This window comes from Kosmotoga sp. DU53 (assembly GCF_001639905.1).
GTDB lineage: Bacteria > Thermotogota > Thermotogae > Petrotogales > Kosmotogaceae > Kosmotoga > Kosmotoga olearia.
Map to the genome: position 1 here is coordinate 17152 of NZ_JGCK01000040.1, position 21473 is coordinate 38624.

The following is a 21473-nucleotide window of genomic DNA, read 5'->3' on the forward strand; positions in this document are numbered from 1 at the left end:
CTTTATCGAAAAGCAATTTACTGAGTGCTTTTGAGTTTCGCATCCAGAGGTGTATCAAGATAAGCATACCTTATTCCTAACAGATGTGAGAAAATAATAAATGAATCAAGTAGAGGAGTAAGGTGTACTGCTAAAACCTAGATGTTCTTATCTTGTAATTCATAGATTTGCGGTGGTTTAGTTTTCTTGGTTGAAATTTGGGGTTTCCAGTTGTGAAAAGGAAGGAAAGTGAAATATGCTGGGTTGGTTAAATGAATTGACAATCGAAGATATCAAGGAGCTTGTAAGCTCTCAGGTTTTTGAAAGAGGGGAAAGTTACTTTCGTCAGGGAATGGTCTTAGATATTAGAGAATCTGGTGATACTTTAAGAGCTAGAGTCAAAGGTTCTGGAGATGAAGTATATTCGGTACAAATAAAGGAAAGCAACGGGCGTATTTTGGCTACCTGTACCTGCCCTTATGATGGTGTATGTAAGCATGTTATTACTACTTTGCTGTATGCAACAAAGCAGCAGGAGATTAAACCCTCTTCGCATGGTGCATTTTCTGAAAAACTTGAATCGTATATCAACAACCTGGATATTTCAAGCTTAAAAGAAATGTTGATGGATTTTTTGAAAAGGTATCCAGAGGAAGCTGAAGCTCTTGAGATGATGATTTTAGCAAAGAACGACGAAGCGGAAGCAAAGAAATTTTTGAGAAATTTGCTTTCAAAAACTTTTTCTAGGGGGTTTGTAGAATATAGAAGGGTGTACGAATATGTACGAGAACTGGAAGGACTTATTGTTTACGGTAGATATCTATCTCGGGTTTCTCCAGAGCTTTCCGCATGGTTCTTTGAAGAAATTTATAAAAGATCTATACGGCGTTATGATCAAATAGACGATTCAGATGGTACGTATGCACTTTTTGTGGATACCATTGGGTACGAATGGGGGAGGGTACTTGAGAAAATAGAAAATCTGGATGGAGAGAAAATTGCTGGAAAGATTTTGAAGTTCATTTTAGATGACAAATACGGTCTATCTGAAGAGCTTCTTAAAGATATTTATCCGGCTCTCGGGAAAAAAGGCGCTGGGAAATTGCAGAATTGGCTCCGGGAATGTTATGAAAAGGAGCTTAAAGCTTTGAAAAGCAATCAGAAAAGTGTTAGCCTGGATTTTCATAAATATAAATATCAGCTCAAGAAGCTAAGTTTGTTAATGAAAAATCTGGACGAATACGTGAGATTGTGTATGGACTTCCCATTACCCAATGACTATTTTGATGCGGTAAAGGAGTTAAAAAGAGCCGGGAGAATTGAAGAAGCTTACCGGATAGTGTGTCAGGGTGAAGAGAGTTGCAAAACTCTAGAGTTAAGTCTTTTAAAAATAAAGCTTATGAAAGAACTGGGTCATCCGGATACAAGTAAATATGCTCTGGAGCTTTTTAAAAGAGCGCCTCTTCTTAATGTTTACGAGATATATATTAGCACAATTCCAGACGAAGATAAAGAAAAAGCGAAGCAGGAAACAATTGAGTGGTTAATTGAAAATCGCAAAATTCCTAATGTCGTGGACATCCTTCTCGTGGAAAAAAAGACTGAAACGCTCCTTGAGTTATATAATAAATATCCAGAAGCATTTAGAGAGTTGTCTTATAAGACCTTAGAATCCATAGCTGCTTTATTTGAAAACATAGCTCCCATTGAAACAGCTGATATTTATTATAATCTTGCCCTTGAGGTTTTACAAAGGGCACAAACCAGATATTACCATCACGCCATCCGGTATCTAAAAAAAGCTAAAAGTAACCTTTTAAAAGCCGAGAGGGCTGACTTATGGGACAATCTAAAAGAGGAGATAATAGCTAAGCACCGCAGAAAAACCACATTTATGAGGATGTTTCACCGTTCTATACAGAGTGGTGAGAAATGAAGGCAATTAACAGTAAAAAAACGGTTTCTGAACATGGATACAGATAAAAAACCCGGAAACCGAAGATAGCGTCACCACATAATGTGTTCCAGGATGTAGAATTAGAACATGATAAAAGAAATTTGCGCCAAAAAAGCTGTTACCAGGACGAAGATTCCGGTTGCGAGATACACGGTAAATCCGTATATTGGCTGTACTTTTGGCTGTAGGTATTGTTTCGCCAGGTTTATAGGTGCTTTCAAGTACACCTCTGGGACTTGGGGAAAAGACATATTAGTAAGAAAGAACATTCCGGAACTTCTTCGAAAAGAAATTAACAAGCTCTCCCCAGGAAAATTTTTTCTCTCAACTTCCTGTGATCCATATCAGCATATTGAAAAGAAATACGAGATCACGAGAACCGTGATCAGGATACTTTTATCCCACTGGATGCCTATTTTTATCATGACAAAGTCCTCACTCATACTAAGGGATATAGATCTTCTAATGTTGGGGGTAGATTTAGAGGTTAATATTACCATCACTACCGACAGAGAAGATGTGAGAAAACTTCTGGAACCAGGTGCCCCTTCGATTCAGGAAAGACTTGAAACCATAGAATTTCTCAAAGAAAAAGGTATCAAAGTAGGTGCCTTTGTTGGGCCTGTGCTTCCCATGAATCCAGAAAAACTAGCGCTAAAACTTTCAAAGCTGGTTGAAAGGGTGCATCTAGATCCGCTCAATTATCCCGGTCAGGTGAAGAATATCTATATCAAAAACGGCTGGAATAAATGGCTACATAAGGACTCCTTTTATGAAGTCAGGAAAGTCTTTGAAAAAATCTTTGGCAGTGAGAATGTGGGGTAAAGCTGGGAGCAGCTACGCTGCAACAAAAAACGTTGTCGGTTGCAAATAATAACCGAGATCCGAGAACCGAGAGCCCGAGAAAGTCGGTGCGTGATTCAAAAAAAGCTGTCATTCTGGAAATGTTTAATCCAGAATCTGGGTTTCTTAAGTACGAGATCCTGAATCAAGTTCAGGATGACGAGCAGACTTGTGAGGCTGCAATAAATCATTGTTTTTTTATCGTAGGGGCAGAACATGTTCTGCCCTTCGTGGTTAATTTAATTTGCTATTGGTCGTCTTACCCTCTCGGATTCTCTGGCTCTCGGTTCTCGATCGTTAAAAACAACCTACAACCACAATCGGCATCGGGGTTTTACTGCGTCTACAAGCCCCCTGGACGAAGTCCAGCACTTCAGTCACGCTGCGAAAACACCTTGACTGGCGTTGAAATCGAAAGCATCCTTCCCTTTTGTTCGAATACCACTTCCACATAGGAAGCAGTATAATCTCTGATTATCAGTTTTCCTGTTGTCTCATTTGCCTTTTCGAGAATCTGATAATCAAATCGAGCTTTTCTGAAATCCCTCAAGGGTGAATATGCTGAAAAGAGCCTTATTTCAGATATTTCCCAATCATTGGCTTCAATCGAAACTTTAACCTGAAAACCTGTTTCTGATTCAGCAGTCGCGTATTCTGCCCTAACTTTTGGCAACGGTATTCTTTCATCGAGGTTCATAAAGAGAGCGCCTATTGCCTGGACAGTTCTTGGTATTTCAGCGCTGTGCCCTGCATTAGGGGCATAAACCATTCCTTTCTCACCGGGAAGGCCGTTGAAATACAGCGTGGCAGCATCAACTGGCCAATAAGAATCGTTTGTGCCGACTATTATGAGTTTCGGTATGTTTAAATTTTCCCGATAACTGTAAGGATCAACATATCTTAGAAGATCTACCCTTTTTTCGTCATTTAGGTCATTTAATACACCTGTCTCAACATACTCACTTATCGATTTGCTGTAATCTCCCCAAAATTCTATTTGGTGTTCCATTTGTTTTTTCATATTGAGATTGTCGAACGCTATCGGGGCAATGGCTTTAACACGCTTGTCGCAAGCCGCTGTTAACCACGTAGTCCACCCTCGCTTTGAAGCACCTGATAGTATGAACCCTTCTATTTCATGCCCGTTTTTTCTCGCATAATCAGAGATCACATTCATAGCGGTTATTGTACTCCTGACCATTGGTAGAAGTATTGGCCATTCATAGTCTCCTGTTTCTAAAAATTTGTTGAAGGTGTAGGCAATGAGCCAATCCTCCTTATAATAACCGTCAAAGAGCGGCTGATTTGGTATGTCAAATAAGACAGCAACGTATGCTCCGTTTTGTACAGCTATCATCGTAAAAAGTGGAAGCAGTTTGGTATCAAGTTTGTAGCTTCCCGTTATGAATATGAGAGCATTCTTCGAACGAAGATTCGCTGGTTTTATTATGAGGAGATGGTTTTTCCAATCCACTCCCTTCCAGTTAAAAGACCTGAAAAGGAAAACACCAAAATTTGAAGGTCCCGGTTTGGGTGGAACTACGATTTCAAAACGTGCTTCTTCCATTGTTTTTGGAAGTTCTTCGGGTGTTACGTAATCCATGAGATTCGCTCCACTGAGTATCGAGAAGCTAAGAAAAAGCAGGAAAAAGCAGACGAGCTTTTTCACGGCATCCCCCCTGATTGTGATCGTTTAATCCTATTTATTTTTTATATATTTGAACTTAGAAAATTTCGTCCAAAAATACTCACAGAACAGCGATTTTCACAAGTTCATATTTCCTGCTGCCTAGCCCAACTTTTTCAGCGTATTCCAGTTGTGTTTTCCAGCTAACATCCGGATGAACCTCAAGAAACGGATCATGTCCCACTGTCTCAAGGACAAGGTCCATACAGGCCTGATCAAGTGCCACAGGATCGGCGCTGGCAGCTATGCCGATATCCGGAGCTACAGGAGGCTTATTTATACTCCAACAGTCACAGTCAGGAGAAACATTCGTTATGAACGAAACAAAGATGGCTTTTTTATTCATGAGAGTTGCTTTAGCATACTCTACAATTTTTTTACTCAACAACTCCGTGGAGCTATCCCATTTTGGTACCATGGCTCCATAATTACACATGGCTATACATTGGCCGCAGCCAATACATATATCGTAATCAATTCTTGCCACTCCTTCTATCGTTATTGCTCCAACAGGACAATGTCTTTCACACATCCCACAAGCAACACAATTAACTTCTTTCACTATTGGTTTGGAGTTTGAATGTTGCTCAAGTTTTCCTGATCTTGAAGCACTTCCCATACCAACATTCTTTATCGTTCCACCAAACCCCGTTTGTTCGTGACCTTTAAAATGGGTCAAGACAACCATGGCATCCGCTAAAGCTATTGCAGAACTGATTTTAGCTTCTTTAACGTATTCTCCATTTATCGGTACTTTTATTTCATCGGAACCTCGAAGCCCATCAGCAATGATAACAGGGGCACCGATGGTTTCCGGCGCAAAGCCGTTAAGGTAAGCAGTCTGTATATGATCTACAGCATTGGACCTGCTGCCCTTGTAAAGGGTGTTGGCATCGGTTACAAAAGGTTTTGCTCCAAACTTCTTTATCTGATCAACTACTATTCGAACGTAATTTGGCCTGATAAAGGCAAGGTTGCCGTACTCACCGAAATGTATCTTCACTGCAACGAGTTCATCTTTCTTTATTATCTTTTCCATTCCAACTTTTTTGAGGAGAAGCTGAAGTTTTTTTAAAAGCCCCATTTCAGGTGTAGTCATCATATTCGTAAAGAAGACCTTGGCCATACATTTCACCTCTTATAAAAGTATTCTATGTTCCCCATAAAGCATAGGGGCTTCATCCTTGAAAACCTTCTGGTCTATTACCTCGCCAATAAAAATGGTGTGATCACCGGCATCTGCTTTACTCTTTATCTGACATTCAATATAAGCAAGTGTTCCAGGAAGGATTGGAACATCATTTTTACTGAGGCTGTAGTCTATCCCGGCAAATTTATCGTAATTCCTCCCACTTTTTGTGCCAAAAAGTACGACTATTTCCTTTGCACTTTTTTCCATGATGCAGACACCAAATTTATCTGTTTCATTTAGTAATTTATGAGAGTATCGGGCTTTTCCAATAGAAATGGCGATCATCGGTGGATTAATCGATACCCTTGTTATCCAGGCAACGGCGATACCATTCATTTTCCCGCCGGCATTCATCGTGACTATGGTGGTGCTGTTGTAAAGTTTTCCCAGAGCATCCATATGACTATCATCCTCCTAAGAAGATTTATAATAATGTTTCTAAGATTATTATAGAACATGTGTATAGCTAATATATCACGTTAACGATTAAATCTTTACTCCATTATTATAGCTTTCGATAGTCTTTTAGTAACTTATTCTTAACTCGCGCGCAATCTTATATGTGGAGTAGAAAGAATAGAATGGGTATGTACCCCACCCCGTGGTATGGGGATTGTCCTGAAGAGGAGGGTAAGGATGTCTAAAATCAGAAAAGAATACATAGTTAAGGGAATGACCTGTGCGGCTTGTGTTAGAACTGTTGAAAAACTGGCTGCAAAAGTTGAAGGTGTCAAAAATCCTGTCGTGAGTCTCGCGTCGGAAAGGCTGATTTTTGAAACAGATACAGAAATAAACGAAGAAAAGCTTTTTCAGTTGATTAAAAGTGCCGGATACGAATTAGAGAAACCGCAAGACACCAGAAAAATCACCCTCGGGATCGATGGCATGACGTGTGCTTCCTGTGCAACAGCAGTAGAACGCTCCATTGGAAAACTCGAAGGAGTGCTTTCGGTATCAGTCAATCTAACCACGGAAAAAGCAATAATAGAATATGACCCTTCCCGTGTCAGAATTTCCAGTATAAAACATGCTGTCGAGAAAGCCGGTTATACGGCGAATATCATGACAACTCAAAGCTATGATAAAGATCGCGAGAGAAAAGAAACCTTGATTCGTTCTTACTGGAACAGATTTTTATTTTCTTCGATCTTTACCGTTCCCCTTCTTATAATCGCTATGGGACATATGTTAGGTGTTAAACTTCCTTCCTTTATTTCACCTGAAGCCAATCCGCTTAATTTCGCCTTGATCCAGCTCCTATTAACAATTCCTATCATTATAGCCGGAAAGGATTTTTATCTAAAAGGTATCCCTAACCTTTTACGGGGACATCCGAACATGGATACGCTTGTTGGGCTTGGTACAGGTGCTGCTGTAATTTACGGTGTCTTTGCAACGATTCAAATAGCATTGGGTAACTATTACTTTGTAGGAGACCTGTATTTCGAAACAGCAGGTGTAATAATTTCTCTCATCTCTTTAGGAAAGTATCTTGAAAATCTCTCCAAAGGAAGAACTTCTGAATCTATAAAAAAACTCATGAATTTAGCTCCTAAAACTGCATTTGTTAGAAAAAGCAACGGCTACGAAGAGATCCCTGTTGAAGAAGTTGAAGTCGGAGATATTCTGATGGTCAAAGCTGGTATGTCGATCCCTGTAGATGGTGTAGTAATTAGCGGTAACAGTACCGTTGACCAATCCATGCTTACCGGTGAATCTATTCCCGTTGATGTTAAGGAAGGTTCTAAGGTTATTGGCGGAACAGTCAATCTCAGTGGTGTTATTGAAATCAAAGCCACAGAAGTTGGAAGCGACACTACGCTAGCAAAAATAATCAAACTTGTAGAAGATGCACAAGCTTCAAAAGCTCCTATAGCCAGATTAGCTGATATTATCAGCGGATATTTCGTTCCCTTTGTTCTATTGATTGCAGGTATAACTTTTCTGGTTTGGTTTTTGCTGGGGTACGGCTTCACCTTTTCCCTGACAATGATGATCTCTGTTCTCGTTATCGCCTGCCCCTGTGCTCTCGGTCTGGCAACACCAACGGCTATAATGGTTGGAACAGGTCGAGGAGCGGAAATGGGAATTCTGTTTAAGAGCGGTGAGGCTCTTGAAATGACCCACAAAGTGAATGCTATCGTGTTCGATAAAACCGGGACGATAACCGAGGGTAAACCTAAATTACTTGATATTGTACCTTTGAATGGCTTCGATAAGGCTAAAGTACTAAAACTCGCTGCAAGTATGGGTGTTAAAAGTTCACATCCGCTGGATAAAGCTGTTGTCGAGGCTTATAAAGGTAATCTGCACAAAGTAGAAGATTTTGAGGCTATTCCAGGAAAAGGGATAGTTGCCAGGGTTAATGGGAAAGAGGTAAAGATTGGCAGCGTAAAATTTAATAAATCAAATACCAGAGAACTCGCTGACATCATCAAAAAGTTATCTGATGATGGGAAAACGCCTGTAGTTGTCACTTATGACGGTAGAGTAATCGGGGTACTTGGAATAGCAGATGTAATCAAACCTACTTCCAGAGAAGCTATAAGAAAGCTCAAAGAAAGAGGAACCAAAACCTTTATGGTTACGGGTGACAACAAAAGGACAGCACTCGCTATTGCACGTGAGGTAGGATTAGATGATGTGATGGCTGAGGTACTGCCTGAAAACAAAGCTTCCGTGATTAAGAAGCTGAAGAGCGAGGGCTACATAGTCGGAATGGTTGGTGATGGAATAAACGATTCGCCGGCTCTTGTAGAAGCAGATGTTGGAATTGCAATAGGTTCTGGTACCGATGTTGCAATAGAATCTGCGGATGTTGTTCTGATGAAGGACGACCTGAACGACGTTGTAAACGCGATAAAACTCTCAGATGCCACGATTAAGAACATCAAACAGAATCTTTTTTGGGCATTTTTTTACAACATAATAGGGATCCCCATAGCTGCAGGCGTTTTTTACATGATCTTCGGTCTAAAACTGAACCCGATGATCGCTGGAGCGGCTATGGCCTTTTCAAGTGTGAGCGTAGTTATGAATGCCTTGAGGTTAAAAAGAGTGAAGCTTGACTAGAATGATTCTCAACTCGAAAACACGGAGGTGTTAAAATGAAAGTTTTTATTGATGGAATGACCTGTAATCATTGTAAAATTAGAGTTGAAAAAGCCCTTGCAGAAATAGAAGGAATCAAAAGAGCGGTAGTAAATCTTGAAGGGGGCTTTGCCGTAGTCGAAACAGAAAAAGATATTCCAGTGGAAGTGTTGAAAGAAGTAATTGAGAACACAGGTTATACTTTTGTAAGGATTGAAAATTAAAAAAAGTTCTTCCTGATATTGGGGGTAAAATTATGGATTATTCAAAGCACGAACATCCAAAGCATTTTAAGGCACTTAAGGTTCTAAAAACTGCGCGTGGACAGATTGACGGCATCATTAAGATGATTGAAGAAGAGCGGTATTGTGTTGATATTTCCACCCAGTTGCTCGCGGTTATTGCGCTTTTAAAACGTGCTAACATTGAGATAATTAATAAGCACGTTGAAACCTGTGTTAGAGAAGCTGTTGAATCTGGAGAGGTGGAGGAAAAACTCGAAGAGCTTGAAATGCTCATGAAGTACATAGGAAAAACTTTCTGATTAATTGGAGCAACATAGGAGTAAAAACTAACGCTGAGATATTCAGCGTTAGTTTTTTATAAGGTTTATTAGTTTAGTGTGAGATGTGGTAGAGTAAGATTGAAAAAATTCAAGTAATTGCAGAAAAATTCAAAGGGAGTGGTAGAAGTGGATGTGAAGATCAGAGCGATGGAAAGGGAGGATTACCCTGCTTGGTATGAAATCAGGAACCTTCCGAAAGTTTGCGCCAACACTATGTCCATTCCTTACATATCTATGGAAAACGCAAAAAAGTATGTCGAACTCGATCTCGAAAACAGGGAAACAAGAACCCTGGTAGCTGAAGTAGACGGCAAAGTTGTCGGTTTTGCCAGCATTCATTTTATGAAAGGAAGACGGCGCCATATTGCCGGAATCGGTATGATGGTCCATGACGACTTTCACGGAAAAGGTATAGGTACCAAATTAATGGAGGCACTGATCGATCTTGCAGATAATTGGTACAATATACGCCGAATCCAGCTCGAGGTTTATGTGGACAACGAGCCTGCGATAAAACTTTACAAGAAATTCGGGTTTGAAATAGAGGGAAGGTTAAGAGACTTCTCTTTCCGAAATGGTGAATATATAGACGCTTACATAATGTCAAGGATAAAGAAAGATTGTGACTAAACACCGGTAGGGGTATAAACCTCTGTTGGGGAATGAACGGGGGTGTTTTTATGGCGAAACTGATGAGAGTAATAAACAGAGATCAATGCATTGGTTGTTATAGCTGCATGTACGCCTGTTCGAGAACATGGCAGCAAGTTATAACCGTTGAAAAAGCTGCTTTGAGGGTTAAAAATTACCCCGGTGTGGAAGGGGCGTTTTCGGTGAGGATATGCTACGGGTGTGAAAATCCCGATTGTGCAACGGCTTGCCCCACTAAAGCTCTCACCCCGAGAAAAGGCGGAGGAGTCGTTCTGGACAGCGAAAAATGTATCCACTGCGGGAAATGTATCGAAGCATGTGTTCCGGGAGCGCTGCAATGGGATACAGAGTTTGAAATTCCAATAGTGTGCCGTCATTGTGGCGTTTGCGCTTCTTACTGCCCGAACGATGTTCTCGCCCTTGTGGAGGTGGGAGAATGAGACGCTTCTACATGCTCGATATTGACCTGACAGATAATAAATGGGAAACTGTTGATGTTACCGAATTGTTCGAAGAATGGCTTGGTGGAACAGGCGTTGCAACGAAACTGCTCGTCGATTCCTGTCCTCCAAATGTGGATCCCCTTTCTCCTGAAGCCCCTGTAATATTTGCAATAGGCCCTTTAAACAACATGTTTCCTGTCATCACAAAAACCGTGTGCCTCTTCAAATCACCCCTCACAGGTAATCTTGGTGAATCTCACGCCGGTGGGAGGCTCGGATTGTCTCTCTACGAAGCCGGTTATCATGTTTTACGCATTCGGGGTAAAGCAAAAGAACCCTCTTACATAGTCATAGAGAACGATCGGGTAAAGCTTAAACAGGCCTATTCTTTAAAGGGAATGTCTGCGCTGGCAACGGAAAGAGTTCTCAGAGATAGGGAGCATGGTATAGGGAAACGCTCCATTATCAGGATCGGCCCGGCGGGTGAAAGGCTTTCCCCCATTGCCTGTGTTACAGTCGATTCTTCGAGGCATTTTGGAAGACTCGGGCTTGGAGCTGTTCTCGGATCTAAAAATATAAAGGCACTCGTTATATCCGGAAATAAATACTGGAAGCTAACTGACAGGAAGCGGTACAACGCACTTTATCACAGGATATACAAGCAAGTTGTGGAATCAGAGGCGATGGCCAAATATCATGATCTGGGTACCGCAATGAACGTTGTCCCACTCAGCAAAATAAACGGACTACCAACACGAAACTTCTCTCAAGGTTTTTTCGAGGGTGCCGATAAGATCTCGGGCGAAGCTTTTGCAGAAAAGCATCTGGCACAGCAAATAGCCTGTGCGGGCTGTCAGATAGGTTGTATCCACATAGCAACATTCAGAGAAGCCTTTGACGAGAGGCACCATATGTATAAAACCTTGAAAGTATCATATGACCACGAATTGGTTTTTTCCTGGGGTTCCAATCTTTCAATAAATTCTACGGAGATGATCCTGAAGCTTCTACAATTTGTTGAAAAACAGGGATGGGACGCTATAAGCATGGGTGTAACCCTCGCATGGGCAACTGATGCTTTTCAACACGGCGTGATAAATGGAACACATACACTTGGTGAAATTTTGAATTTCGGTGATGGTGAAACCTATCTAAGAGTGTTAACCAGAATTGCACGGTCAGAAAATGAGTTTTATTCAGATCTAGAAAAGGGAGCCGCCTTTTGCTCACAGAAATACGGTTCCGCTGAGAACGCCATAGTATTTGGAAAAAACGAAGCTCCGGGATACATAACCGGCGTGAATGCTTTCCTGGGATACGCAACAGGTGTCAGACACTCTCATCTTGATAGCGCCGGATATTCCATCGACCAGAAAATGATTAATTCACCGGTTACCTTCGAAGAGCAGATTGAAGCTCTTTATAAAGAAGCACTCTGGAGAACCATCTTTAACTCCCTTGTCGGTTGTCTTTTTGCAAGAAAGATTTATGACAGAGAAACTATTCTTGAAGCTCTCGAGAGTGTCGGGATCGAAGGTTGGGATAAAGAAAGGATGGATATACTGTCTCATAAGATTCACGGATTGAAATATAAATTCAAATTGGATAACGGCTTCGATTTTGAAAGTCTAAGGTTGCCGAGGAAGCTGGCCGGTGTTTATACAACGACAGGCAAGTTAAGCGAAGAGGCATTTAATAAAGGGATAGCAATGTATCACTCTTTTGTTGAGAAAGATATAGAAATGGTAAGCTGAATATGAAACTCTAAAAAACAATAAGGACCCGGTAAGGGTCCTTATTTCTTATTATGCTTATTATTTTACTCAATTCCCGCGTATTCTTTTAAGGTGTCCAGGAATACGGGTGAAAGAACAATTCTCGTAAGAACCTTCTCTGCTTCCATTCTGAGATTTTTCATTCTTGGGTCATTCGTTGCTCTTTTAAGTAATTCCATTTTTTCTTGGGGTGGCAAGTCCCTGAAATTTTTGAGCCTTTCTTGAATGTATGGTGCATCTTTCAATGGCTTTTCTCTTAGCCCGTTTATGAACATTTCGCGAAATTGTGGGGAATTTCTCAGTCTGTCAAATACTCTATCTCTTGCCATTCGCATAAGTTTTTCCATTTGAGTCACCGTTAGGTTGTCTTTGATGACCTTTTGAGCGCCTTTAAGTGTTTCGAAGGTTTCACGGTTGTTTGCAATGAGTTTTTCTCTCAGTTTTTCGATAGCAGCGGTATCATCTTCGAGCATAGCCTTTTTCAGTTCGAGAAGAAGCTCTTCTTTTTGCTTCAAAAGAGAATCCAATTTCTCTCTCACTTCCGTGAGACCTTCAAAGATCTTCGTCGCTTGTTCTTTTGTTAATTCCATTTGTTTGAACACTTCGATAATTCTGATGCTTGCTTGTAGCTTGATGAGCTCCACTCTTTGAGCAATGTCACCATTAGCCGGTGGAACCGCAAAGGACATACCTACAAGAAGAACCGCAAACAACAAAAACGCAAGTGTCTTCTTCATAATTCAACCCCTCCTTTTTTGGAATCACACTGTTATGATTCGTTGAGAAAAAAGGAGGTTTAGATTCTAATAATTTTCTAATTTTTTGGAATAACTATAAAGGAGATAACGCTTCAGGATTGTTGGGGGTCTTCTTCGTTTTTTTTATCTTCATCTTCTTGATCTTGTTCTTTCAACACTGATCGGTAAATAAGATATCTTACATACATAGCAAAACCAATGATTATGATGCTCAAAAGAACAAGCAACCAGCGCCCGGTGAAAAATGAGCCAACGAGCGATAGGGTAAGGATGAAAACGAAGGGAAAATATATGAGGTCGAACAGCTTTCTCAGATTTTTCACTGTCAATCACCTACCATTTCCGTTTACAATCTCTGCTATCTTATCCCTCTAAGTAGATACTTCCATTTGACGCTACATTGACGTATAAGATTAAATCATCTAATTCAACAGATTTCGCCATGATGGTAACATCATCGTGAATGAATGAGAACTCTTCGGTAGGTACAAAGTGGACTCTACCAAAACGCATGTAAAGTTCGGTGATATGTGATCCTGTTACGGGTCTTCCAATGGTGGCAGAAACGCCGCGAAGAAAAAGGTACTCGAGTTCCTCGGGGGTTGGGAATCTTTTATCCAGAAACAAAACCTCATTTTCTACGGTTCCCAGGACAACTATCTCCTGTGACAGGTCAACCAGAGGCGCTCCCTCCAGTTTTTCATATTTTGCAAACAATTCAAGAGAGGTGCAGGTAAAACAAAAAGCTTTTCCAGCGTAAGATATAAGATCCGAAGGCTTCAGGAGCCTTAGAATTTTTCGGGATACAGGGTATTTTATTCTGACGGTAGGTTTTGTCAATATTCTCGCTCCCTCAGAGATCATTATTCGCTACAAAGTTCTCTAAAGAATCTATCATCGTCTGGATAGCTTTAAAATAATAATGGTAGAAATGTTCAAGATTCTTCAACCAGTAGGTTGAAGCGATCAGCGGGATTTCAAACACCGTTGCTGCGGGTTTTGCAAGCTTCATATCCGGTGTGATACTTGATGGTTTCAGTGTATCGTATTTTTCAATTAATTTCGTTCTCACAAACCTTGATAGTTCTATGATCGTTGAGATATCAATCTCTTTTCTTAGTCGTGGAATACCAAAAATTATCTTTACCCTATCCTGATACGGAAAGATAAAACTATCGCCCCATTTGAACTGTATCCATCTGCGAAAGGTTTTGACGTATATGTCGTAGAGTTCATCATCTATTTCTTTTGCCAGGCGCAGGTATCCTTTACCGGAAATCGAATCCTTTAGAATCTCTCTTTTCAGCAACCGCTCATTTCCTAAATATGAGATGAAATACAACCTTAGAGGTGCCTGAAGGATTGTTCTGACAATCTTTAGCTCCGTGGATTCTGGAAAAAGGTTACGATAGAGTTCCATGAGGGGTTCTGATACCTTTGATTCTTCTACTCGATAAATGGAACTTGTGGTTTCATAAGGCGATGTTGAAGAAATCGCAAAAAATCCCCTTCCTTCTGAATCCACAAAAAGTGAAAGTACCGGGAACATTTCAAGTTCGTCCTGTACTATCGTGGTGAGGAAATGCCCAAAACTCGTTTCGAGCACATCTTCCTTGTTTTTTAACAACTTGGCTTCTTCTTTGAACTCGAGTTCAAGTTCTACGTAGTACTTTTCTAAAATACCTTTGATTGACTCTGGTCCTTCGAACAATATCATCTTAATACCACCACCGATGAACGACCATAAACTTCTTTTGCTTCTTCCACAAATTCTTTATTACACTGCCTGGATAAAACGAAAAGAACCTTGCGCTTTACCAGAGGCAAATCAGTGTAACCATCGGTGAAAACTATGATACCTTCAGGTCTCAGGTTTTCCTGGGCGTAATCGATGGCTGGTTGTAGGTCAGTTTCACCGCGCCCTATGAGTTTCAAATCTTTCCACATTCCTTTACCGTATTTCATTACAGATTGCACGGTTTCATCTACCTGAACAAGCCAGATCCGCGAATCCGTCAATCTTGTGACAATATCTATTTCACTGAAAAAGGCATTGAATTCGTCTTCAATTATGCTTCCGCTGGTATCGAGAACGACAACAATTTTTGCCGCGTAATCGTTTCGCCACCCCGGTTGATCGTCGTATCTTCTATTTGGTCTCAAAGGGGTTCGATATCTTCCAACGTGTACCGATGAACCAAAGAATCGTCTGATCATCGTTCGCCAATCGAGTATTGGCCTATCGAGGAATAAAGTTACAACATGCTCCAGGCCTTCAGGAAGACCGTCTTTTGCCTTTCTGTAGGTTTCCGCAACAACGTTATTCAACAATTCCTGAACGAATTCTTTTGGGAGCTCGAAGTTTCCGAAGTCCTCGTGAGAATCGGTTTTTTCAAGGTTGGTCTCTATGAGCTCGAGGTCTATCGTTTTATTCTTTTTCATGAATTCTACTGCCCAATCGTGGTAATATTCAGCGGTTTGGTTTGGTAGAAATGCCGGTGGAGCAATGAACATTCTCTCATTATCTGTTCCGCACCCTTCCATCAAAAGTTCATCAAGGGGAAGGCTGAAAGCGTCGAGAACGGGTATGAATTGATTTATAGCTGCGTCCATGCATAAGTCCCAGAGTAGTCTGTCTCTTTTTTCCTTTACCGGTATCAAAATGTGGCCGTTGACTATATGAAGGGCCTCATGTTCAAGCAAGGCAACAACAAGTTCTAACGGTTTGTCTCTTAGTACTTCCGGATTGTACAGAAGTTGTAGATTACCTCTCGATGAAACCCTGAGCTTGAATGTCCTGACGGTGGAACTCCGAACTCTTTCTATAAATAAAAACAAATAGTTGTAAAAGGGACTTCTTCTTCCCAGCTCTATGACCGCTTCTTCGACGATATCCCTTCTAAACAAATCAATTCTCCCTCTTTTCAAGATAGTTGAGGACATCGGAATCTGTTGCCAGTTCTTCCAGTAAATTCTCAAAAAAGACTCTTTTTAAACCCTTTTCGTTTTCGAGTTGATAAGCGATGTGCCTTATTATGGCGAAGAAAGAATCTCTCGGAATAACCTTGCTCAACTTGAGGAGGTTAGAAGCTATCCTTGGTACACGTTCAAAGTATTCCTGAACCGCTTTATCATCGAGTTCAGATAGGAACTTCGTCAGTCTCGATACCATCGCGCTTACACCTGAAATATCCAGAGAAGACAATCGATTTAGCAATGGTTCGTCTAACTCAAGAAGAATCTCTTCTGCTTTGGGTAGCAGCTGTTTTCCACTTATCTGATCGATGAACGTTCTCGCTGCTTCTGGGCCGAGAATTCCGGCTGCAAGTACGTAACCGTATTTCTTGAGATCTTCAGAGCTAAAGGTTTTTAAAACCCTGCCGAGTTTATACCAGCTTCTTGGACTGGGACGAAGCTCCAGCCTCATGGAGACTATTGTATCCCTTGATAAAAATTCAGGATATTCCTTTATGAACTCATTGATTTCATTCGGAACTCCAACCTTTTTTGCCCATTCTATCCATTCCGTCGGTGTAGGTGTGATTTCAAGATGGAAAAAGCGAGACATGAAGGCAGGGTCGGTTATCAATTCGACCTGGTCGTATTCTTCATCTGGCGGGTTTGCCGCTGCCATTATCCAGCAACCCTCCGGAAGGAGATGATTGTGTATCCTTCTATCTATAAGAAGCTGCATGATAGCGTTTCTTATAGATCTATGTGCCCTGTTTATTTCATCTATCATAAGAATGACATTTCCATTTTCCGGCCACCAATCAGGTTTGAGGAAAACAGTTTTATTTTCATCTCGTGCAGGAAGACCTATCAGGTCTCCAGGCTCCATTTGTGAGATAACAAGTATTATGAGCTCTCTACCAGTTTCCTCCGCTATCTCCCTTGCAAGATCTGTTTTTCCGACACCGAAGTGCCCCCATACGAGAGGTATTTCTCCGGCCTCCATTATCTTTTTGCTCAGATATTTTACCTCTTCGACTCTCAAATCTATCCCTCCAGGAATTGCCAATGTACTTCTAAAAACTAGCTTAATTTTACTGCAAAACAGTGCTCTAATCCTCATTATAGCACAAGATTTTTAACGACCACCATGCGCTTGTTACCCACAGGGTAACGGGAATAAGCACCCCAAAGAAGATCTTCATTTGAGGTGTTTCTGGAATCCTCAAGAATTTGAGAAAGGTTCCCAGACCATCCGTAACATATAAAGTTAAAGGAAGGGATGTAAAAAGAGGTATGACACTGCTGAACAGAAAAGAAACAATGGCTCCTGTTATGGTAAGAGCTTTGAATACATTTTTGCTTTCACCTGTACCGTGGTGTTTCTCAAGTGTTCCTCCAACGAGGGTGAGAACGAAGATTGTTGGAATCATGAAAGGTGTGAATAGTCTTAGAAAGTTGCTTATGTTTGGGATTTTGATCATAAGGTACTGATTGATACCGAACATTATCAGCGAATAAATAAAGGTTATAATCAATGCTTTTGCCAGAACAGGTTTTACGCCCTTCCGCGGTAGTGCTGCATTGTAATCGCCAACTTGCCTTTCGAAGGCAAAAATGGCCGTTGAGGAGATCGTTGTGTAGTTGCATATGAGAAAGATCAGCAGGCTCAAAAGTTGGAGTATTCCTCCGCCCTTCAACAAAGAAGGATTTGTCAGAACTATCGCTGGAATGAAAAAGGTTGGATACAAAAAGGCAAAAGCTAGCTTTGGCTCCCTAAGGATTAAAAGTAGATCCTTTCTGAGAAATGCCAAGAAAGTCAAAGGCATGTACAATCCTCTGAATCCTCTGGCGATATTTTTCCCTTGAGAGTTTGACCATAAACGATTCAACGTCCTTCTGTATAGTACGATGTTCAAAAGTTCTAAAGCTCCAAATACAAATCCGGTGTATACGAGGAACAGTATCCGTTCTTTTAATCCCCCGGTTAATGCGTTCACAAAGGGAGACCATGGTAGGTGCTTTTGCGTGACGAGTGTCTGGAATTTCTTCAATTTTTCTGCAACCTCCAGGGGTTTAGCAATATCTATTGCCGAAAAGTCCATCAATCTCAAAGTGAAAACGAAGGCAAGGAGGGTGATTCCCGTCATGAGGGTTGATATCACCTTCATGAAACGTCCCCTGGCTAAGAAAACGATCCCGAATGATATCATCGTGGTTATTACGAGGATGAAGAAGATAAATATCAGGAGAAGCAGGATGGAGATCCAGAAATGAGTTCCAACAAACCCAAGCCCATAAAGAGCGCTCAAGAACACCGGAACAAATAGTAAGATTGGTAGACCGCCAGTTATAAGAACTTCCAGCAACTGCACCTTGAAAATCGTTGTTGCTTTTACGGGCGTCATCATGAGAAACTGAAGACGTTCCGAAAAAAACAGATTCGATATAGTAACGGGGAGCTCGCTTCCCAGCATGATGATGAATATAATCGATGATAAAAATGAAATGATCATGCGCTCAAAATCAATTCCGACGAGCTCCTCGAGTTGCCCAGACAGACCGGCAATTTTCTGAAAGCTTGGCACAAATATCTCTGTCAAGTAAAAGACAAAGGGAATCGCAAGGAAAATTAAAAGGACAAAAGTTGTTATAATTACTGCGAGTCCTTTTATTCCGTAGCGGGACAGCATATGGAAATTTTCCTTTGATCTCCACTTTATAAGAGAAAGAAAAGTTTTCATGTATTAATTTTACCTGAGGGACAGCATATGTGGATTATAATTTTGCTCTTTGGAATCACTTTAATGGTGGCTCTTTTAATAAAAAACGTTCAAGAGCCGGATGAAGAAACTAACCTTGTCGATTTGAATACGTTCGATATAACGTTCTCTCCCCACGCGTTGAAACGAATAAAAGAAAGAGAAATCGATCCTGAGGAGGTAATAAAACTTCTGAAGGATAAAAACGCCCATGCTGAGATTGAAACGGGTGGAAGGATAAAAGTGACAAACGGGAATTTGACCGTTATAATTACCAAAAGCGGGACATCACTTTATGTACTTACGGTTTTTTGGGAAGAGAAGAAATAAAAAGCGTTAGATCATTAAACCTATGATAGGAGGTTGTTTATGAAGAAAGTTCTTTTGCCTGTGTTACTGGTTTTGGTTTTGCTTCTTACATCCTGTAATGTGATTAACTTTCTCTTTATCAACGGGAATAGGGTTCTCTTTGACGAAGGTCATGCCCAAACTGCCGGGAATGCAGATTGGGTTATCGACGGTGGATATTCTGAATTTGCCGATGCGCTCAGGGAAAAGGGATATTCGGTCGAAAGTACAAATGATCCTCTTGATTACACCATGCTTGCACGTTATGATGTTATTGTTATTCCTGAGCCCAATATTCGATTTGGCTATGATGAAATAAGTGCGCTGAAAAGATACGTTGAAAACGGTGGAAGTGTTTTTTTCATAGGTAACCATGGCGGAGCCGACAGAAATAATGACGGTTGGGATCCAGTTGAGATTTTCAATGAGTTCGTTGGTGACTTTGGATTTCGATTTGATGGAAACACCATCAGCGAAGACCCTATCGAAGATATTAAAGAAACACCGATTACTTACGGTGTAAGACAGGTAGGAATGTGGGCTGGTAGTACGATAACCATTACCGGTTCAAAGGTTTATGTTGCTATTAGGGCTGCCGGGAAACCTTACGTGGTTTATGGATATTACGGAAGCGGCAAATTTGTGGCAATTGGAGACAGCTCACCCTTTGATGACGGAGTTGGCGATCCTGGAGACAATCTCCACGATAATTGGGAAGACTATGATCACAGCGTTCTGGCTGTAAACATTGTCAGATGGTTAAGTCAGTAAATGATAAATAGTTTATTGTAAAAAAATCAGGTCAACGAGAGTGTATAATTATATTATGATACCCATATTTTTATATGTAAGGGGGGATTTCATGAGAAAGGTACTTTTGTTTGCAACACTGATTGTTCTGGTCTTGTTTCTCGCTTCCTGTATGAAACCAGCATTTGCGGTACTGAATCTTGTAGCAAACAACACCACGCTCACGGCGGGCGCAGAGGTTGAACTTTCATGGAACTTCAACACACCTGAAGAACTTGTTTCTGTCGATTATGTTTTACACATTGGAGACGTGTCAATAGAACTTACAGAAACAAGTTATGCCACGGTGCTTGTTTCAGGAGAATACGATGTTTATGTTGAGGCTACCTATGTCACGAAATCAAAGCTCGGGCTTACTAAGAAACCCGCAATAGTTGAATCCAATCATCAACCAATTACCGTGGTATCCAACTCTGTAGTTTTTCTCACAGAGACTACCGAATACGGTCCCGGTGCAGTAACCATCGAATGGAGACCAACCGATGGCTTAACACACACGTACCAGTACTCACTAAATGGTGGTGAAGTTGTAGAAACAACAGCCACGTCTGTTACTTTTGAAGACTTACCTGATGGTACCTACACCCTTTCCGTAAAACCAGCAGAAGCAACCGGATACCCATCGGAATTTACCTTCAGCGTAGACCTTACCGGACCGTCTCTGGCAATAGTTGGTTCAGATAGGAACCTGCAGTATCTAACGTTTGGTAATGTCGGTGATGCCAAACCATATGGAAGATACGCTCACATTTCCTGGTATCCGAACGAACCACTTTCAGCGGTGTATGTAAGGTTCTATAGGATGGAGATTTCTACTGATGAAAGCGGGAATGCGACAAACACACGCGTGAGGTTAAATTTGAGGGATGGAGATGAAGATGGCGTATATGACAGCTGGGAAGAAGTTCTTTCTTCTGATGATCAGTACTGGTATCCCTGGAATCCAGAAGATACCGATATATGGATTAACGACGAATGGATGACCTTTGACTTTGCTGATGGTCCTGTCTACGGCGAGAACCTGTTCAAACTTGGTGAAGTATATGCCATGTACTTCCTGGTTTTCGACAAGTTTGGAAATCAAGGCTGGGGTTATATAACCTTCAAACTCGATGAGAGATACGACAGCGATAACAAGCCTGAAATCTATTATCACGTTGAGTCCGTTACAGCTCCATCGACAGATTCTTCCGGAACAATGACCGTATCAATCGTTGCGCCAAACGTTAAAAAATACGCTGCACAGTATGAGCACGACGGATACGGTCCTGATACAACCTTCAACAATGATCTAATGTATCTACAAGTTTCTCTGGTTTACGATATGTATGGAATGGGAATTGCTGTTACCAACGTGGATCTTCCGAATTTTATGGAGGGCAAAAAGGATCTTTCAGGCTGGAAGGATAATGGTGGAAGTGTGACAATCTACAGAGGATTCGTTGATGGTCCCGATGAAGTTGGCGCCGCTGGAGATGTGCTCGCAACGATAACCTTCGAGATTCCACCTGATCTTGCCGGTAGCGTTATTCCAATTGGGTTCGATAACACCTGGTATATCCGTGATACAATGAACCGCACCATAGATGGTGTTGTATTTGATACCCGATTCTACGGTGAGCTTATACCGGCTGCCGGGGAAATGTGAGGGGGTGATTTGA

General features: G+C 41.2%; 21 protein-coding genes. 11 read left to right on the top strand and 10 right to left on the bottom strand.

Going from position 1 to position 21473, the window contains the following annotated elements; genetic code table 11:
• Positions 1 to 235 precede the first annotated feature (235 nt).
• Positions 236 to 1915, top strand: coding sequence for an SWIM zinc finger domain-containing protein (locus DU53_RS05665; RefSeq protein WP_063727942.1), 1680 nt, complete (start codon positions 236 to 238; stop codon positions 1913 to 1915).
• A gap of 108 nt (positions 1916 to 2023) precedes the next feature.
• The gene (locus DU53_RS05670) at positions 2024 to 2761 is read left to right on the top strand and encodes a radical SAM protein (RefSeq protein WP_063727943.1); all 738 of its coding nucleotides are present in this window, start codon (positions 2024 to 2026) and stop codon (positions 2759 to 2761) included.
• Between the two features lie 391 nt (positions 2762 to 3152).
• Here DU53_RS05670 and DU53_RS05675 read toward each other — a convergent pair whose 3' ends face one another.
• The 3 genes from DU53_RS05675 to DU53_RS05685 all read right to left on the bottom strand — a co-directional run bounded on the left by DU53_RS05675 (position 3153) and on the right by DU53_RS05685 (position 6057).
• Positions 3153 to 4448 carry a PhoPQ-activated protein PqaA family protein gene (locus DU53_RS05675; RefSeq protein WP_063727945.1) on the bottom strand — a complete coding sequence of 432 codons (1296 nt, stop codon included), beginning with the start codon at positions 4446 to 4448 and terminating at the stop codon, positions 3153 to 3155.
• A gap of 79 nt (positions 4449 to 4527) precedes the next feature.
• Positions 4528 to 5592: a DUF362 domain-containing protein gene (locus tag DU53_RS05680; protein WP_063727947.1), complete on the bottom strand. Its 1065-nt coding sequence runs from the start codon at positions 5590 to 5592 to the stop codon at positions 4528 to 4530.
• A gap of 12 nt (positions 5593 to 5604) precedes the next feature.
• The gene (locus DU53_RS05685) at positions 5605 to 6057 is read right to left on the bottom strand and encodes a flavin reductase family protein (protein ID WP_063727949.1); all 453 of its coding nucleotides are present in this window, start codon (positions 6055 to 6057) and stop codon (positions 5605 to 5607) included.
• A 237-nt stretch (positions 6058 to 6294) separates the two neighbouring features.
• Between DU53_RS05685 and DU53_RS05690 the strand changes: the two genes are divergently transcribed.
• The 6 genes from DU53_RS05690 to DU53_RS05715 all read left to right on the top strand — a co-directional run bounded on the left by DU53_RS05690 (position 6295) and on the right by DU53_RS05715 (position 12161).
• Positions 6295 to 8730, top strand: coding sequence for a heavy metal translocating P-type ATPase (locus DU53_RS05690; protein WP_015868443.1), 2436 nt, complete (start codon positions 6295 to 6297; stop codon positions 8728 to 8730).
• Between the two features lie 35 nt (positions 8731 to 8765).
• The gene (locus DU53_RS05695) at positions 8766 to 8972 is read left to right on the top strand and encodes a heavy-metal-associated domain-containing protein (protein WP_015868444.1); all 207 of its coding nucleotides are present in this window, start codon (positions 8766 to 8768) and stop codon (positions 8970 to 8972) included.
• 32 nt (positions 8973 to 9004) lie between these two features.
• Positions 9005 to 9292 (top strand): metal-sensing transcriptional repressor, encoded by a 288-nt coding sequence (locus DU53_RS05700; protein WP_015868445.1) that lies wholly within the window; start codon positions 9005 to 9007, stop codon positions 9290 to 9292.
• Between the two features lie 147 nt (positions 9293 to 9439).
• Positions 9440 to 9943, top strand: a complete 504-nt coding sequence (locus DU53_RS05705; protein ID WP_015868446.1) for a GNAT family N-acetyltransferase — start codon at positions 9440 to 9442, stop codon at positions 9941 to 9943.
• Between the two features lie 50 nt (positions 9944 to 9993).
• Positions 9994 to 10404 carry a 4Fe-4S dicluster domain-containing protein gene (locus DU53_RS05710; protein ID WP_015868447.1) on the top strand — a complete coding sequence of 137 codons (411 nt, stop codon included), beginning with the start codon at positions 9994 to 9996 and terminating at the stop codon, positions 10402 to 10404.
• Entirely contained in the window at positions 10401 to 12161 is a 1761-nt protein-coding gene (locus tag DU53_RS05715) for an aldehyde ferredoxin oxidoreductase N-terminal domain-containing protein (protein ID WP_015868448.1), read from the top strand. Before DU53_RS05710 ends, DU53_RS05715 begins: the two co-directional genes overlap by 4 nt.
• Positions 12162 to 12226: 65 nt before the next feature.
• On the opposite strand, the gene DU53_RS05720 is transcribed toward DU53_RS05715, so the two are convergent.
• From DU53_RS05720 to DU53_RS05750, 7 genes are all read right to left on the bottom strand, one after another.
• The gene (locus tag DU53_RS05720) at positions 12227 to 12919 is read right to left on the bottom strand and encodes a hypothetical protein (protein WP_015868449.1); all 693 of its coding nucleotides are present in this window, start codon (positions 12917 to 12919) and stop codon (positions 12227 to 12229) included.
• Between the two features lie 113 nt (positions 12920 to 13032).
• Complete coding sequence (locus DU53_RS05725) at positions 13033 to 13263, bottom strand: hypothetical protein (RefSeq protein WP_015868450.1); 231 nt, start codon at positions 13261 to 13263, stop codon at positions 13033 to 13035.
• Between the two features lie 40 nt (positions 13264 to 13303).
• A complete protein-coding gene (locus tag DU53_RS05730) occupies positions 13304 to 13780 on the bottom strand; it encodes a hypothetical protein (protein WP_015868451.1) in 477 nt (158 codons plus the stop codon).
• Positions 13781 to 13793: 13 nt separating this feature from the next.
• The gene (locus DU53_RS05735; RefSeq protein WP_015868452.1) at positions 13794 to 14657 is read right to left on the bottom strand and encodes a DUF4895 domain-containing protein; all 864 of its coding nucleotides are present in this window, start codon (positions 14655 to 14657) and stop codon (positions 13794 to 13796) included.
• Complete coding sequence (locus DU53_RS05740) at positions 14654 to 15847, bottom strand: VWA-like domain-containing protein (RefSeq protein WP_015868453.1); 1194 nt, start codon at positions 15845 to 15847, stop codon at positions 14654 to 14656. Before DU53_RS05740 ends, DU53_RS05735 begins: the two co-directional genes overlap by 4 nt.
• 1 nt (position 15848) lies before the next feature.
• Positions 15849 to 16937 carry an AAA family ATPase gene (locus DU53_RS05745; protein WP_015868454.1) on the bottom strand — a complete coding sequence of 363 codons (1089 nt, stop codon included), beginning with the start codon at positions 16935 to 16937 and terminating at the stop codon, positions 15849 to 15851.
• A gap of 67 nt (positions 16938 to 17004) precedes the next feature.
• Entirely contained in the window at positions 17005 to 18636 is a 1632-nt protein-coding gene (locus DU53_RS05750; RefSeq protein WP_063727951.1) for a hypothetical protein, read from the bottom strand.
• 27 nt (positions 18637 to 18663) lie between these two features.
• Between DU53_RS05750 and DU53_RS05755 the strand changes: the two genes are divergently transcribed.
• The 3 genes from DU53_RS05755 (at position 18664) to DU53_RS05765 (ending at position 21460) form a co-directional block, all read left to right on the top strand.
• Positions 18664 to 18984, top strand: coding sequence for a DUF4258 domain-containing protein (locus DU53_RS05755; RefSeq protein ID WP_063727952.1), 321 nt, complete (start codon positions 18664 to 18666; stop codon positions 18982 to 18984).
• A gap of 39 nt (positions 18985 to 19023) precedes the next feature.
• The gene (locus DU53_RS05760) at positions 19024 to 19773 is read left to right on the top strand and encodes a DUF4350 domain-containing protein (RefSeq protein WP_063727954.1); all 750 of its coding nucleotides are present in this window, start codon (positions 19024 to 19026) and stop codon (positions 19771 to 19773) included.
• A gap of 91 nt (positions 19774 to 19864) precedes the next feature.
• A complete protein-coding gene (locus tag DU53_RS05765; protein WP_063727956.1) occupies positions 19865 to 21460 on the top strand; it encodes a hypothetical protein in 1596 nt (531 codons plus the stop codon).
• Positions 21461 to 21473: the final 13 nt, after the last annotated feature.

Excerpts from the sequence above, each read along its gene's own strand:
- DU53_RS05665 (WP_063727942.1), top strand. The coding sequence starts at position 236 with ATGCTGGGTTGGTTAAATGAATTGACAATCGAAGATATCAAGGAGCTT.
- DU53_RS05670 (WP_063727943.1), top strand. The coding sequence starts at position 2,024 with ATGATAAAAGAAATTTGCGCCAAAAAAGCTGTTACCAGGACGAAGATT.
- DU53_RS05680 (WP_063727947.1), bottom strand. The coding sequence starts at position 5,592 with ATGGCCAAGGTCTTCTTTACGAATATGATGACTACACCTGAAATGGGG.
- DU53_RS05685 (WP_063727949.1), bottom strand. The coding sequence starts at position 6,057 with ATGGATGCTCTGGGAAAACTTTACAACAGCACCACCATAGTCACGATG.
- DU53_RS05690 (WP_015868443.1), top strand. The coding sequence starts at position 6,295 with ATGTCTAAAATCAGAAAAGAATACATAGTTAAGGGAATGACCTGTGCG.
- DU53_RS05695 (WP_015868444.1), top strand. The coding sequence starts at position 8,766 with ATGAAAGTTTTTATTGATGGAATGACCTGTAATCATTGTAAAATTAGA.
- DU53_RS05700 (WP_015868445.1), top strand. The coding sequence starts at position 9,005 with ATGGATTATTCAAAGCACGAACATCCAAAGCATTTTAAGGCACTTAAG.
- DU53_RS05710 (WP_015868447.1), top strand. The coding sequence starts at position 9,994 with ATGGCGAAACTGATGAGAGTAATAAACAGAGATCAATGCATTGGTTGT.
- DU53_RS05715 (WP_015868448.1), top strand. The coding sequence starts at position 10,401 with ATGAGACGCTTCTACATGCTCGATATTGACCTGACAGATAATAAATGG.
- DU53_RS05720 (WP_015868449.1), bottom strand. The coding sequence starts at position 12,919 with ATGAAGAAGACACTTGCGTTTTTGTTGTTTGCGGTTCTTCTTGTAGGT.
- DU53_RS05735 (WP_015868452.1), bottom strand. The coding sequence starts at position 14,657 with ATGATATTGTTCGAAGGACCAGAGTCAATCAAAGGTATTTTAGAAAAG.
- DU53_RS05750 (WP_063727951.1), bottom strand. The coding sequence starts at position 18,636 with ATGAAAACTTTTCTTTCTCTTATAAAGTGGAGATCAAAGGAAAATTTC.
- DU53_RS05755 (WP_063727952.1), top strand. The coding sequence starts at position 18,664 with ATGTGGATTATAATTTTGCTCTTTGGAATCACTTTAATGGTGGCTCTT.
- DU53_RS05760 (WP_063727954.1), top strand. The coding sequence starts at position 19,024 with ATGAAGAAAGTTCTTTTGCCTGTGTTACTGGTTTTGGTTTTGCTTCTT.
- DU53_RS05765 (WP_063727956.1), top strand. The coding sequence starts at position 19,865 with ATGAGAAAGGTACTTTTGTTTGCAACACTGATTGTTCTGGTCTTGTTT.